Here is a 14,759-nt window from a genome sequence, read left to right on the forward strand (position 1 = left end):
ATTAAGAAGATCAAAAAATTAAAATGGAATATCTTCCTCATCTTTAAATCGAGAAGGCATTTTAATTAAGTTATCATCTGTGAAATTTGAATTGCTATGCTGATTTTCAATAAGATCAAAAAAGTTATTTGTATCAGGATCATAGCTTAAATAAGCATTTCCAACACAGCCCAAATAATTTTTTTGCATATACACATGTTTAACAGTAGACTTGGAGTCTACGTCATCATAAGAGTAATTGTCATTATGAACAAATATAATTGAATCAAAAAAACCTTCAAAATTATCTAGTTCTGCTATATTAGGCACAGCAGTTTGCCTATTTGACCCTTTTGGGGTTGGTAAATCGGCAACTAGAAAAATAGTGAGCCTGAATTTTCTTGCTATTGACTTTAAGCGACTTAGGATGTTAATACTTTCAGAGGTATTACTTCTGTAAAAATCTACATATTCATTTATGTTGTTAATTACAACCAGTTTTCCTCCTATTAAGCTAAATCTTTGACACTCTATTTCGATATTGTTGATGGTTGAAGAGAGGTCCTCTATTTTAAGGGGGGCTTTGGATATCATGTTAGCTTCATTCTGGAATTCAATAGACTGAAAATCTGCATATTTGGGCGAAACATTACAACGTGAAGCAATGAAACGTCTGAAAACTTCGCTATGTGATTGATATGTTGAAACATAGTATGTATTGTTCTGAAAATCAACAGCATTGTTTAATGCAATTTTTTGGGCGAGATATTCTTGCCCCATGCCAATTCTTCCAGCAATAAGGATTAACTCTCCAGGATAAAATCCTTGAGAAATTCTGTCTAAATCTATAAAGCCTGAGAAGATTTGATATTCCTTCCAGCCATTTTGTTCAATTGAAAATTCCAGTATGATTTTTGAGAACTCCTTTTGAAATGAATCGACACAATCTTTATCATTTATTATTACAATGTTTTCAAGGTTATAGGTCGACGCTCGAATAGTCCAATTATAAGAACCATTAATAAGAACTGAATCATCAATGATGCAAAATTTATGATGCATAAAAGAATCACTGGTAGTTCTACATGCTAAATACAATTTACCACCACTTTCAATAAGATGTCTAAAATTAATCTTTGCGTTTAAAAAATTAGAAGGATGATCAGATATAATCAGTTGCACTTGAATACCCTTCTGAGATAATTTACATAATATTTCGAATAATTCGTGGTCAGAGAAAAATGCACTCGCAATTTTAACCGTTTTTTGAGATTTAAAAAGAAATTCAGAAATTTTTGATTTTATATTTTCAAATAAAGGAACGATCATAAAATAAGTTATTAAAGATTGAATTTGGTTTTAGGCTCGAATGTAGAATAGACTTAAAAAATTATCACCCAACCCCAAACCCCAGCACCCCCCTCACTGCAGGCGGCTGAAACCCCAGCACAATTTCCTCTTTTGCCACACCAGCCTCTAGTAGCTGCTCTGCCACGTTCAGGTCGGTGCCATCGTGTTGAATCCAGATTTTGCCGTCGGAATGGATGTCGATGTGCAAAAAGCAGCCATAATACCTGCGGCCATCTTTCCAAGTATTGTTGAACAAGAGGTAGTGGCCACCTGCTTCATCCAGAATTTTGATGGTTGCATCGGCTGGCTCGCTTGAGTCAACTTGTGCAAGTTGCTCTATAATTTGCCGGACGATCAATTTTTTACTTTTTACATCGATTAAGGTATCCATAGCTCAATTTTTTCGAGTTCAGGATTAAAAATCAAGAGTTTTATTCCCAGACGCCTCAAAGTGTTTTGAATAAATGGCTCCAGTACGAGTTCATCATAAGCTCCAATAGGAAGCGCTATGAATAAAATCCGTGAGGGATCGTTTTGGTTTAACGCATCCCAATATAATTCATATTTTCCAATGGCGTCATAAAAATCATTGAGTAGAGAAGGACCTAAAAAACTTTTAACTTCTACCGCTATTTTACTTCCTTCTCTTTCCGCAGTAATTATTTTCTCGGCAGCAAAATCAATGTGAATTTTTCGGGTTAATCCACGGATGGTTAATGGATCATGAGTCACGACCCAACCATCTTGTTCAAGTAAAATTTTAACTAGGTTGTGGTAAATGTCTTTAAACATGTTTGTTTTTGCGTAAAAATAAGAATTGTAGTATAATTATTTAAAAAACAACAAATAATTAAAGAACAAACAAAAACGCATCTCTATCACTTCTTTATTTGTGTCCCTAACCACTGCTTTGCCGACTCAATCACCAAATCCACTTTACCACTATTCAAACCGGCCCCAATTACCTCGTCTGGATGGATTTTTCCGCCATAAATTTCCCGTTCCCGATCCGCATAAATAGAGGTGGTTAAAACAAGCATCGCACCATCGCGCAAACGAAATTCCTGATTGCTGGTCGAAAGCCCAGCGGTTGCTTCGCCGAAACTCCGAGTTTTGGGGCGTTTCCGAAAAGCCACCGTTACCACCTCCCCCGAACTTGCTGTATTTGGCCCCGTAAGCACCGCAACCCAAGGCATGCTCTGGCGCAATTGGTAAGGCGTTCCGCTGACTTTGGTGCTGATCGAGCTGCCTTCCAGTGCTTGGCCATCCCGATAAGACCAGGCAACTGGGGGGGCTTTTTTATACGGATCAACAAAATAACCACAAACGCCTTCCCCCAGCAAAGGCCCTATCCCTGCCAGCATGGGCCAACAATTGCCACCGCGGTTACTTCGCAAGTCCAAAATCCAGGCTTTGGGTTTAGAACGATCGAGTTGTTGTAGCAAAAGGTGTAGTTGATCTGCGAAATAGGTAGCTGCACTTTCATTCCCTCCAAATACAAAAGGCATCCGCAAATAGGCAATTTTACCATCCATAATCTCACCAGTTGTTAATGGCATGGTTTTATACGCATCTGGATTGGCCACTGCTTTGCCAATAGAGGCTGAGATTAAAAAACTGTGGCGGTCACCTAGAGCCTGCAAGAGGAAGCGAAGGGCTGGATAACAATCTTCGTAGGTGCGTGCTGCAGCAGCCATTGTAAAGATTTGTTCTTCCGTCTTGAACCAATTTATTGAATCTCGATGCAGTGCGTTGTTTTTGACAATTTGAATGGCTTCGATTAGGTAGGACTTTAAACTATCTGGGAGCGTTTGTGTACTCGAAGCTTGGAAAAAAACTAACGGACCAGTCGGTTCAGCTGCAGGAAAATTGTTCATTTCTCCTACGCTAAAAAAAAACAATGCGAACAAAAGCACAGACGTAAACATTTTGACTATTAATTTGGTGAAAGACAATCACAAATCAATGAAGGATATTCTGACCATTCTATTCCATCCACCAGTTTTTTTAAAAAAACAGAAAAAATAGCAGGACAAAAAAGGGGACATTATCTTGCAATCCAACACAATGGAACGGAAATTAAATTCAGTACAAAAAAATGAGAGTAGCAATTTTTCTGGCTTTAATCGCCGCTTCAATATTGCTTTATCTGAGATTCAGCAAGCGCGCCAATGCTAAATCCACAGAAAAGGTATTTACTTATGGCCCCTTTACCATTAAAGCAGCCGCAAGTACTAGTTTTGCGGCTGATTTGAAACATGGTTATGTCAAACAAACGGATGTAGCCTACTCCATCTTTTATGAAGGAAAGTCCATTCAGTTTCCAAAAAAGCTGGAAACCAACACAGGCTTGCCTTTTTTATGGAGCGTTTATGCATTGCCGGGAGCGCCTACGCCAAGCCTCATCGCTGGCAGCCAAAGCTTGTACCTCATTTTTGTACAGGACAAAACGCTGGTGGTAAAACCACTGGTAGAACAAAGTTCAGAATTCGCCTCTTTACAATTTTTGGACAGTGAAAATGGACAACCCGGGCTTTATAGGGAAGTTTTTATGGATAGTGATCCAGCCAAAATGGAAACCCTTGATCAATTGGAAGGTGGACGTTTTTTGATGATTTCTGAACACGCTGTTTTGGACGTAAAAACCTTAGAAATCAAACGATTTAATACTCAAAACGAAAGCGTGGACAACTACTCTTTCCCCTCACCTCACGGAGCTCTTGCCTTTTCTCCAGATCAGACCGATGTGGTTTTTCAAGCAGAATTTCAAAGCTGGAATGCTCAGGATAATGAGTTGCCAGAAACAGAGCATGCCCTGGTGGTGTACAATTTTTTGAATGACCATGGCTACGTGGTGCCCTACAATGACACTGAAACCCGGATGATCAATGTCGAAAACAATAATGCTGCTTGGCTTAATACCTATTTTGAATGGAAACAGGACAAAAATGGCAAGCCAAAATTGCAATTGCGTCAACTCGAAAAAGCACCCCCCTGGGTTGGTACCTACAACCCTGAAGATCATTATTACACCCTTTACCCGGTTAAACTTGGCATGTTACCCGTGTTTTTAAATTTTGTTTTGCAACAAATAGGGGGCTCGGAGGCCAATATTTTAGAAGACAAAACTGGCGAATACACCGGGAGGGGCTTGATTCTGGCTTCGGGTGAGCTAAAATTGGACATCAACTTTAAAGAAGATGAACAAAAACTGACCTTTAGCAAACACCTTTATGCTGAAACCAGTCCTGAATACATTCAATTGGTTGAAAAAATAGCTGGCGCATTTGACCAGGAACTAAGCGCTGGAAAACACCAGGAGCACTTCGGACGCATCATCAGCCTTACCTGGCAAATTCGCGGAATAAACTGAATACCATGGAAGAGCGCAGCAAACATACCTACCAAACCCTCCTCTACCAATTTGCCAAAAACATACTGGTGGTTTGCCCTCAGTGTTCAGAACAGGCAATCGTACACACTGGAGATTTTGAAGCCTTGAAAAAAACGCAATACGAGATCAAGGTAGTTTGTACAAACTGTGGCTACAATAAAATCTTGGAAAAGATCTCTCCCCGTCAGGAACCCAAGCAGAAAAAAGGCAATGTGTTGATTTTTGGTCGACCCATCGATCCATTTTTTCATTTGCCTGTATGGCTTCAAGCCGATTTTTCTGGCCAAACCCTTTGGGCTTACAACCTCGAACACCTGGAGTTTTTGGCGGAACATGTAGGGGCTAAACTGAGGGAAAGAAACACCAGCCCCCGCATGAGTCGAAGTATTGGGGCGCGATTACCCCGCTGGATGACCGCAGCAGACAAGCGGGAGGCCGTATTGAAGGCGATTGAAAAATTGAAAGGGAAATAGTATCTTACCTCTCAATTCAACCTTTTCAACACCTGCCCTTATGAACTTTGACCATGTCTTTACCGTCACCTTTACTCTTTTTGCCATCATCGACATGTTAGGGAATATTCCCATCCTCATTTCGATCAGTGAACGTTTTGGGCAAATTCAGGCTTGGAAAGCGACCACCTTTGCTGGTTTATTGATGCTGGTTTTTTTATTTGTTGGTGAAGCATTTTTGCACGTTTTGGGCGTAGATTTAAAATCTTTTGCGGTAGCTGGTTCCATCCTGATTTTCATCATGGGACTGGAAATGACCTTGGGGATTGACATTTTTAAATCTGAAGACGAAAACCAAACTGGGAGTTTAGTCCCCGTAGCTTTCCCCCTCATTGCGGGTTCGGGGACTTTGACCACCGTCATTTCCCTTAAAACCAATTTTGATTCTTTTACAATTGTAATTGGCATTTTACTCAACCTACTGATCATTTACATCGTTCTGCGCTCTTTACGTCTACTGGAAAAGTTGCTGGGGCGGGGTGGATTGCTGGTCATTCGCAAATTTATGGGCGTGATTTTATTGGCAGTGGCTGTGAAGATTTTTAAATCGAATTTGGGGCTGGGATAGTATTGAAATTTAAGGTTGAATCGAAACTCGTTCAGACAAAGCCTGTAATGATTTAGAAATATCGCTACGGTACTTATTGGACACTGGAATGGGATCATCTACATTGCGCAGGTAAAGTTTTAAACCATCTGCATGACCTCCAACAAAGCGTACCTGGGTGAGGTTAACCAGGTAGGAAAGATGGCATCGCTGTACGGGGAAGCTTTCTAATTGTGCCTCAAAATATTTCAAACTACCTCGCAATAATTTTTGATCTACTAGCCCCTTGTTCAGGTAATAAATGCAGGTGGATTTGTCTTTAGAAGTCAAAAAAAGCAAGTGTTCCAAATCAATGCTTAAATGCTCCAACTGATCTTGTGTGGTGAAATGGATCAAGGAACTGGAGTAACGCTTGGATTTTCGTTTGAGCTGAACATACCCATACAAACTTAAAACACCTAGCGGGATGACCCCTAACAGCCAGGGTTTCCCCAAAAACAGGAGTATGGAGACAGGAAAAAGCGCCATAAATAGCGCAAATGGTGATTTGATCCCTAATTCGTTGCCAACTGTCATCATCCCGGAAAATTGATAAAGCTCTATTTCCAAGGACGAATAAGATTTGCAAGGGTTGCAGCGAGGAGCGTTAATCGGGGATAAAAAGCAAAAATCCTCAACAGCACTTACTTGAGTGTCCCTTCAGTGCTTTAGGTTTCTTAGGTGGTGAAATAGTAGTTTTTTCTTTTCACCACCTAAGAAACCTAAGGCACTGAAGAATCACCTAAGAAGGAATTACTTCGCCAACTTCAATTCATCGATGATGTGCTTGGCACCGCCCAGTTTTTCGATGCACCACAGCACGTAACGCACATCCACACAAATGGTGCGGTTGAGGTCTTTGTCGAAAGCTAGTTTGTGGCTAAGCGCTTCGTAATTGCCATCAAAAGCCAGGCCCAACAATTCACCCTTTCCATTGATTACTGGTGAGCCAGAGTTACCACCCGTGATGTCGTTGGTCGTGATGAAACAGACCACAATGTCCTTGTACTTGGCATCGGCGTACTGGCCAAAATCTTTGGCTTTGTACAGATCCAGCAATTTTTGGGGCATGTCAAATTCATAGTCGCCCGGCTTGTATTTGGCCATTGCGCCCGAAAGTGTACACACGTAGTCATACATCACCGCATCCTTGGGCTTATAACTTTTTACTGCACCGTAAGAAACCCGCATGGTGAAGTTGGCATCAGGGTAGGTGCTGTTCATGCGGTTGGGGTCCATTTCAAACAAACCTTTGAGGTAGCTGCGGCCCAGGTCTTCATTGCGGGTGTTGAATTCTAAAAATTTGGATTGGTAGTTTTGATCCCAGTTTTTAATAAAGGCATTGACCACTACAAATGCCGGATCCGCAGTCAATACCTCCAGACTTGGTTTTTCCTTAAAGGCCGCCCATTTTTTATCATCCACCATCATGGAGTTGGTGAACACGTCGTCGGCAAAGGCTTTGAAGGGGCTATTGTCGATGCTGCTGTATTTGCGGAAAAGCATGTCGTAAAATCCTTGCGGGTGCTGGCTGGTCTCAATGTCAGTCAGGAACATCATTATTACCGACGCGAGTATATTTTTATCTGCTTTTTGGTTGAAGTTGGCCAGATATGCGCTGCGTGCGCCCTCTAATGTTTGCAGCAATCTCTGCGGATTATCTCCCTTTTTCAAGAGTGATTCCAGCTCAGTCCAACGGGCTGCGGCACGCACCAGTCGGCAGCCAGTGATCCCTTCCACGATGTACTGCCGATGCATGGCATAAGGCCGCCAATCGGCATACATTTTTTCCACTTCAGCGAACAGGTTTTCGTATTCAGGTTTACCCTTCGCCCAGGCGGTAAAGGCATCTTCCACCTTTTTCTTTTGTCCAAAAATATCGTATTTGACCAACTGCTTGGTTTCACCATCATAAAACTTCCAGTAGTTGGCCACACTGGCGTATTCGGGGGCCAATTGCAATTTGGTAGCTGGGCTTTTACGCATTTCTTCAAACATGAACTTGAGGCGCATGTCCCGCAATTTGACCAGGGTTGGGTTGTTGATGTCGATGCTCAATTTGATGCCTGCAGAAGTTTCATAGCGGTTTGTACTGCCAGGATAGCCATAAGTCATGGCGTAATCACCATCAGCAAAACCCTTGATGCTTACCGGTAGGAAATACTTGGGCTTGTAGGGTACATTGTCCGCCGCGTAATTGGCGGCTTTGCCACTTGCGCTCATGTATACGCGGAAAACCGAAAAGTCGCCGGTATGGCGGGGCCATTCCCAGTTGTCGGTATCACCCCCAAATTTGCCAATGCTTTCAGGCGGTGTACCCACCAGGCGTACATCTTTATACACATCGTAGCTGTACATCAGGTATTGGCGGCCTTTAAAAATAGGAACAATGACTGCAGCTTTAAACTCGTCATCACCTACGTTGGTTTTGATGATTTCTGCGGCTACCTCGTTGATTTTGCGGATGCGTTCCATCCCTTTCAAACTCCCCGCGGCGTCCAGAATTTTTTGACTCACATCATCGATGCTGCGCAAAAAACGCACTTGAAGCCCTTGGGAAGGAATTTCTTTACCTTTGTCCATGGCCCAAAAGCCGTCGCGCAGGTAGTTGTTTTGTACACTGGAAGCTGCTGCAATCGCCCCGTATCCACAGTGGTGATTGGTGAAAACCAGGCCTTGTTCGCTGACAATTTCACCCGTACAGCCACCTCCAAAAATGACAATGGCATCCTTGATGGAGGCTTGATTCATGCTGTAGAGTTGCTCTGGCTTGAGTTTCAAACCTTTTTTGACCATGTCCTGGTATACTTGTTGGCCCAAAAGCATGGGTAGCCACATGCCTTCATCGGCATAGGCACGCACCAGGATGAGTAGAGAAAAAAGGAAGGAAAGTTGCAGTTTTTTCAACAAACGCAAAGCCGATAGCCTGGCGCTGGTTCCATTTGGTTGAAACAAAGGATTCATCTGAGTTGAATTTGGTTTTGAGCGCAAAAATTACATTATTTTACCCACTCTATGCATGATTAAACTTATAAAATGAACAAACAAGAAATCATACAAAGGCTTCATGCGCAATACACTCAGTTTTGCGAAGTGGTGCAAAATCTTAGCTCAGAGGCTTTTATTTTTCATCATGAAGGAAAATGGTCGGCTGCGCAGCAACTCGATCACTTGATTCGCAGCGTGCGGCCAGTGGTATTGGGACTAAGTTTACCGAGTTTTTTGTTGCGCCTGGTTTTTGGACGTGCCAAACATGCTTCCCGAGATTATGATACCCTGGTCAAAACCTATCAAGATGCCTTGGCAAAGGGTGGAAAATCACCCAAGGCTTATGAACCCAATGTTCCCAAAGAAGGTTTTCAAAGTTTTGGAAGCGAAAGATTGATTCAAATGATTGCTGGCCTGGATCGGTTGTTGGAGTCATTGAGTGAGGCGGACCTGGATACTTTGCAGGCACCGCATCCGCTGTTGGGGAAATTGACTTTGCGGGAGTTGATGTATTTTACGATTTACCATGCTGAGCACCATCAGCGGAATGTGGAGATGGGCTTGGCTCAAAGCCACTAGGGTGATTCTTGAGTGCCTGAGGTTTCTTAGGTGGTAAAACCTTTTCACCACCTAAGAAACCTCAGGCACTCAAGAATCACCTTAGTTAAGAGACGCCTATTAATTCGTAGCCATTTCTACTGGAGCTTCTCGCCGTAAAGGTGCCCAGCGGAATTGTGTTCCACTCCTCCACAACCATTCCAATGGCCCGTACTGGTATTTTTTTAGCCACCATTTGCAGAACTGCACTTGCAAAATGTACACAAGAATAGCAATTCCAAAGTTGATGCTGGCGCCCCAGACTCCAATTTGCCCCAATCCCCAACCAAAAAAGATGAAGGTGCCAATCAAGGACTGCATCACGTAATTGGTCAACGCCATTTTGCCGTAAGGGGCCAATGCCCCAATCATACCTGGGCCTCGTTTGCCCAAACACAACAATAGAAAAATACTCACTTCGAATACCGCAATCAGGTAATTGCCAATATCGCCAAGCGACATCCCGATCATGGCTGGTAAACTATTGTAATCTTTAATGTTGTTGAACATAAAAATCAAACCAACTGCCAAAACAACAATCACAATCAAACTGCCCCAAATCATCCGGATCAATAAACGACGATGTTCCGATAGCCTTTCAAAAAAGCCGGTTCGACCTACCCAAATGCCCAACAGAAAGAGCCCAAAGGTCATGTAACCCCGGCTATTGGTGTCAAACTGAAAAAAGAGTTTCATGCTAAATCCTCTGGTGGCATTGGCTTTAAAGATTTCCCATAATGAGCCATTTTTTACCGTGTCAAAATACCAGGCATTCTGAGGGTCGAGGGAGTCCCAATCCGTAGGCGGAATGTCATAAGCTGCCCGGACTGCCCAGAGGATCAACCTGGGGACGCCGCACATAAAAATGCCCGCAAAAATCAACAAGGTTCGATTGGAAGCGCGGTAAAAAAGGACCAGTCCCAAACCAACCATGGCGTAAATACTCAAAATATCACCTGCATAAAACAAGCTATGGATAAAACCGATGACAAACAGTAGCAACAACCTCCAGACAAAACGACCAATAAAAGGCTCGGCTTTGCGGCGGGCAGTCTCCATTTGCAAGAAAAAACTCAGGCCAAAAAGGAAGGAAAAAATAGCGAAAAATTTCCCCTGCAACAGAATGCCGGAGATGGCCATAAAAACCTGATCAATACCACTGTGTACGGCGTAATTTTGGTGCTCCTTTGGTGCTCCAGAACCCAGGTATTGCTCGATCATGTGCACGATCATAATGCCCAAGAGGGCGAAACCGCGCAAGGCGTCGACGGTCAAAATCCGTTTTGTAGGTGTGGGAGTAAGTGTGTTGTGGGTCATCAGGTATTGCTTTGTTTTGCTTCAAAGATGTAAGAATCCCCTAATGACCCCTATTTTTAGAAAAAGGTTACATGGATCAACACATTTTTACGATTTAGTATTGAGGCAAAACGACCATTTGTTGTTTTATCGGCCTGTAGCTAAGGTTTCATTGACCCACTCGTGGAGTTTTTTACTGGTTTGTTTGCCAAAATTGCGGTCACCGAACAGTTTTACCCAACGAATTCCTCGAACCGCATTGCTCAAAAAAACCTCCTCCGCCTGCCGCAAATCAGCGGGGCGGATGGGCCGTTCCTGGATGTTCCAACCTGCTTTAGGCATTTCGCGGAGCAAAAACTTGCGGAAAACGCCGTCCACACAACCCTCGGATAGGGGAGGGGTAACAATCATTCCTTCACGTACCAGATAAAGGTTGGAGCTGGAACTTTCTACCAAACGTTCGTGCTGGTTGAGCAAAAGACTATCGCCCAACTGGTGCTTGCGCGCAAAAATGGCTCCCAATACATAGGGTAGCGCATTGCAGGTTTTTAGGTTGGACAGCAATGAACCAGCATGGATTTGGGCAATATTGCAGATGGCTACACTTATTCCATCCTTATTCCATTGGTATTGTTCTTCGTCCAGTTTTTCGGCCTCGATCAAAAAGCGAGCGTCGTGGTAATTGGGCGTGTATAAACCACCTTCGGTGCGGAAAACGGTAATCCGAATGCGGGCATGGGACCACTTGTGACAAACCTTGGCGATTTGTTCCTTCCAAAACTCCAGATTCCAATCCACTGGAGGTTTGATCTCCAATGCAGCCATGCCGATGTGCAGTCGCTGCAAGTGTAGTTGGAGCAGGGGAATTTGTTGATTGATCATACGAATGCTTTCAAATAAACCATCTCCATAATGGAAGGCTCGGTTGTTCGCATTCAGACAGGCTTGATTGGATTCAATCAGCTTGCCATCCAAATTGATGTATTGCTTGCTCAATTGCTACAGATATTAGGGCACAAAATTAAGGAAGACTTTAGAAATACATGCTTCATTCCCGGTTTTATCTCAGAACTTTCTCCACTTGTCGATATTTTCAGCATCTGGGAGTGGAAAGGCTTATTTTTGAAGACAAATTTTTACTACTGTGAAAAAGCAATTGTTCGATTTTGCCAAAAACACGCTAAAAAATAGCTTTATGAGTGAACAAAATGTAGAGCGTTCAAAACACGCTGAAACCGTCATTCGTACGCACACCTTAGCTGCCGCCGCCGCCGGTGGTTTTGTTCGCCTTCCAGTAGCTGATATTCTGGCTATTGGCGCGGTTCAACTGGATATGATTCGGCAACTGTGCCGGGTGTATAATATTGAATTTGCCGAGGCTCAAGGCAAGGCCGTGGTTTCCTCCATCACCAGTGCAACTCTTGGAAAAGCTGTTGCAGGTAGTGCCATCAAATTTATTCCGATCCTCAATCTGGTGAGTGCAATACCCAACGCCATTTTTGCCGGAGCATCCACTTATGCCGTTGGTGAAGTGTTTAAAATTCATTTTGAAAGAGGCGGCACCATCCTGGATTTTGAAATGGAAAGAGCCAAAAAGCTCTACAAGGAAAAATTCGAAAAAGGCAAAAAGGTAACTGAGGAGTGGGCGAAAGAAGAAAAAATTCGCAAAAAAGGCCCCGCTGAAAGTACGGATGTGCCTCAGGAAGCAAAGCCAAACGAGGCAGCAGCACCAGTAGCTGAAAAAGCGCCACAACCCAACGGGCAGGAAATTCTGGCCAAATTGAAAGAATTGGCAGAAATGCGCGATAGCGGGGTGCTTTCCGAAGAGGAATTTGCCACGATGAAAAAGAAATTGATCGATATGTTCGGTTAATCCGTAGGGGCAGCCCTACGTGGCTGCCTTCCGTAGGGGTCGCCACATAGGGCGACCCCTACGATGCCCCAACGAAAAGCAATTCTTCAAACTTGTCCCATTCAAATTTTTTCCTACCTTTACCGCCAGCCAAAAAAGTAACGATCGCTCATGGGTTGGTTCAAACGATTGAAGGACGGTATTCAGACCGCCACCCGCAACAAGAAAGAAGCTCCTGAGGGGCTTTGGCATCAGTGCGTACGCTGCAAGGAAGCAAGTACGATGAAGGAATTGCGGGAGAATTTTTACAAGTGTCCAAAGTGTAATTATCATACCCGGATTGGGTCCTACGACTATTTCGATCTGCTCTACGATGAGCAGGAATACGGTCTGCTCTTTGAGGAATTGCGCTCAAAGGACATGTTGCACTTCACCGATCTCAAGCCTTATCCAGATCGCCTTGCCGATGCGTACAAGAAAAATCGCGTAACCGATGCCATCACTGTCGCGGTGGGAAAAGTAAACGACTTACCTCTCGTAGTTGCGGCCATGGATTTTAAATTCATTGGTGGGTCGATGGGTTCGGTAGTTGGCGAGCGCATTTCCAAGGCCATCGATTTTTGTATCGAAGAAAAAATTCCTTTTATGATCATCTCCAAAACCGGAGGTGCGCGTATGATGGAAGCTGCTTTTTCCTTGATGCAAATGGCCAAAACTTCGGCTAAACTTACCCGTCTGGCCAAGGCCCAATTGCCATTCTTTTCCATGCTTACAGACCCGACGACGGGTGGCGTTACTGCCTCGTTTGCGATGTTGGGAGATGTAAACTTTGCGGAACCCGAAGCTTTGATTGGTTTTGCTGGCCCCAGGGTCATTAAAGAAACCATCAAGCGCGAGTTGCCCGATGGTTTCCAAACCTCCGAGTTTCTGCTCGAACACGGTTTTCTCGATTTCATCGTTGACCGCAAAGATTTGAAAGATCGAATGGCAGAATTGCTTCAATTGTTTGCAGTGGTTCACCCACAAACTGAAGCATAAAGAACCAAGTTAAAACTAAGGTTGAACTTTATCTTTCCGAATGCCATTTATCATTGTATCCTGCACCACAATTGCTGTTAATTGTGCATGGAACTTATTTGCATCTGATCAAAAGACAAGAGCATGCGCGAATACATCACCGAAATAGATCGCTGGATCACGGAAGGTAAAACCTTTAGTGCAGCAACCGTCATCAATACTTGGGGTAGTGCTCCACGCCCCATTGGTACCATGATGTTTATTGGACCGGAACTGGAAATGTTGGGCTCGGTATCCGGGGGCTGTGTGGAAGGGGTAGTCCTTAAAGAGGCAGACGAAACCAGCCAAAGCACCAAAATTAAAAACCTCAAATTTGGGGTGTCTGACAACGACGCTTGGTCGGTCGGGCTCACTTGTGGCGGTACAATTGAGATTTTTCTGGAAAAATTCGTGGCATTTGACGCTCCCCTGATTTGGCAAACCTTGCGCAGCAATCTGTTGGAAAACAAAAGTTGTGTGTTGATTTCCAAATTGTCTGGTGAAAAGGCTCAGCATTACCTGGTGCATCCAAATGGCACAACAGTGGGTGAAACACCTGCAGAACTGATAGCTGCGGCGGAAAAAGCCTATCAGGAGCGCAAAAGCCAGTTGGTAGAAGTAGCTGGTGAAAAGTGGTTCCTCCGCGTTTTTCCCAAAAAGCACCAACTTTTTATCATTGGTGCAGCGCACGCAGCGGCAGAGTTGGTACACTTGGCCAAATATTTTGACTTCGAAACCATTGTCATAGACCCCCGGGGGACCTTTGCCCAAAACACCCATTTTCCAACTGCTCCGGATAAAATGTACGAGGATTACCCAGCTGAGGTATTGCCCGAATACGAAATCGACGAATACACTTTTGCCGTAGTCATGGCACATGACCCCAAAATTGACGATCAGGCACTGCATCTCTTATTGCGTTCCAAAGTAGCCTATATCGGTGCCTTGTCCAGCAAAGGTTCCAATGAAAAGCGCCGGGAAAGACTTTTGGCAGCTGGTTATAGCGAAGAAGAATTCAAACGGATTCACGCGCCAGTAGGTATCTCGATCAAGTCCAAAACGGCGGCAGAGATTGCTTTGAGTATTCTGGCACAGATGATTTTGGTAAAAAATCAGTATCTCTAAGCGATCAGCTATGAGCTATCAGCC

15 protein-coding genes are annotated in these 14,759 nt (G+C 43.8%); 7 read left to right on the plus strand and 8 right to left on the minus strand.

Going from position 1 to position 14,759, the window contains the following annotated elements; translation table 11 throughout:
• Positions 1-18: 18 nt before the first annotated feature.
• From ACO08K_RS21860 to ACO08K_RS21875, 4 genes are all read right to left on the minus strand, one after another.
• Positions 19-1,308, minus strand: a complete 1,290-nt coding sequence (locus tag ACO08K_RS21860) for a phospholipase D-like domain-containing protein (RefSeq protein WP_421798594.1) — start codon at positions 1,306-1,308, stop codon at positions 19-21.
• Between the two features lie 64 nt (positions 1,309-1,372).
• On the minus strand, positions 1,373-1,720 hold the full coding sequence (locus tag ACO08K_RS21865; RefSeq protein WP_421798595.1) for a XisI protein: 348 nt from the start codon (positions 1,718-1,720) through the stop codon (positions 1,373-1,375).
• On the minus strand, positions 1,708-2,121 hold the full coding sequence (locus tag ACO08K_RS21870; protein WP_421798596.1) for an element excision factor XisH family protein: 414 nt from the start codon (positions 2,119-2,121) through the stop codon (positions 1,708-1,710). Before ACO08K_RS21870 ends, ACO08K_RS21865 begins: the two co-directional genes overlap by 13 nt.
• An 86-nt stretch (positions 2,122-2,207) precedes the next feature.
• On the minus strand, positions 2,208-3,026 hold the full coding sequence (locus tag ACO08K_RS21875) for a S41 family peptidase (RefSeq protein ID WP_421798597.1): 819 nt from the start codon (positions 3,024-3,026) through the stop codon (positions 2,208-2,210).
• A 401-nt stretch (positions 3,027-3,427) separates the two neighbouring features.
• On the opposite strand from ACO08K_RS21875, the gene ACO08K_RS21880 reads away from it, so the two are divergent.
• From ACO08K_RS21880 to ACO08K_RS21890, 3 genes are read left to right on the plus strand one after another with little or no spacing between them, the layout of a single operon-like run.
• Positions 3,428-4,702: a hypothetical protein gene (locus ACO08K_RS21880; protein ID WP_421798598.1), complete on the plus strand. Its 1,275-nt coding sequence runs from the start codon at positions 3,428-3,430 to the stop codon at positions 4,700-4,702.
• Positions 4,703-4,707: 5 nt separating this feature from the next.
• On the plus strand, positions 4,708-5,196 hold the full coding sequence (locus ACO08K_RS21885) for a TFIIB-type zinc ribbon-containing protein (protein WP_421798599.1): 489 nt from the start codon (positions 4,708-4,710) through the stop codon (positions 5,194-5,196).
• 40 nt (positions 5,197-5,236) lie between these two features.
• Positions 5,237-5,803, plus strand: a complete 567-nt coding sequence (locus ACO08K_RS21890; protein WP_421798600.1) for a MarC family protein — start codon at positions 5,237-5,239, stop codon at positions 5,801-5,803.
• A 9-nt stretch (positions 5,804-5,812) separates the two neighbouring features.
• Here the strand turns inward: ACO08K_RS21890 and ACO08K_RS21895 are convergent, their stop codons facing one another.
• Together ACO08K_RS21895 and ACO08K_RS21900 are read right to left on the minus strand one after the other, a co-directional pair.
• Positions 5,813-6,391, minus strand: coding sequence for a LytTR family transcriptional regulator DNA-binding domain-containing protein (locus tag ACO08K_RS21895; RefSeq protein ID WP_421798601.1), 579 nt, complete (start codon positions 6,389-6,391; stop codon positions 5,813-5,815).
• A 183-nt stretch (positions 6,392-6,574) separates the two neighbouring features.
• A complete protein-coding gene (locus tag ACO08K_RS21900) occupies positions 6,575-8,785 on the minus strand; it encodes a S46 family peptidase (protein WP_421798602.1) in 2,211 nt (736 codons plus the stop codon).
• Between the two features lie 72 nt (positions 8,786-8,857).
• Between ACO08K_RS21900 and ACO08K_RS21905 the strand changes: the two genes are divergently transcribed.
• Positions 8,858-9,388: a DinB family protein gene (locus ACO08K_RS21905; RefSeq protein WP_421798603.1), complete on the plus strand. Its 531-nt coding sequence runs from the start codon at positions 8,858-8,860 to the stop codon at positions 9,386-9,388.
• Positions 9,389-9,487: 99 nt separating this feature from the next.
• Here the strand turns inward: ACO08K_RS21905 and ACO08K_RS21910 are convergent, their stop codons facing one another.
• Positions 9,488-10,723, minus strand: a complete 1,236-nt coding sequence (locus ACO08K_RS21910; RefSeq protein WP_421798604.1) for a DUF418 domain-containing protein — start codon at positions 10,721-10,723, stop codon at positions 9,488-9,490.
• Between the two features lie 126 nt (positions 10,724-10,849).
• Complete coding sequence (locus ACO08K_RS21915) at positions 10,850-11,698, minus strand: aminotransferase class IV (protein ID WP_421798605.1); 849 nt, start codon at positions 11,696-11,698, stop codon at positions 10,850-10,852.
• 148 nt (positions 11,699-11,846) lie between these two features.
• On the opposite strand from ACO08K_RS21915, the gene ACO08K_RS21920 reads away from it, so the two are divergent.
• From ACO08K_RS21920 to ACO08K_RS21930, 3 genes are all read left to right on the plus strand, one after another.
• Entirely contained in the window at positions 11,847-12,575 is a 729-nt protein-coding gene (locus tag ACO08K_RS21920) for a DUF697 domain-containing protein (RefSeq protein ID WP_421798606.1), read from the plus strand.
• 150 nt (positions 12,576-12,725) lie between these two features.
• A complete protein-coding gene (gene accD, locus ACO08K_RS21925) occupies positions 12,726-13,592 on the plus strand; it encodes an acetyl-CoA carboxylase, carboxyltransferase subunit beta (RefSeq protein ID WP_421798607.1) in 867 nt (288 codons plus the stop codon).
• A 123-nt stretch (positions 13,593-13,715) separates the two neighbouring features.
• The gene (locus ACO08K_RS21930; RefSeq protein ID WP_421798608.1) at positions 13,716-14,735 is read left to right on the plus strand and encodes an XdhC family protein; all 1,020 of its coding nucleotides are present in this window, start codon (positions 13,716-13,718) and stop codon (positions 14,733-14,735) included.
• The last annotated feature ends 24 nt before the right edge of the window (positions 14,736-14,759 follow it).

Source organism: Haliscomenobacter sp. (genome assembly GCF_965225875.1).
Lineage (GTDB): Bacteria > Bacteroidota > Bacteroidia > Chitinophagales > Saprospiraceae > Haliscomenobacter.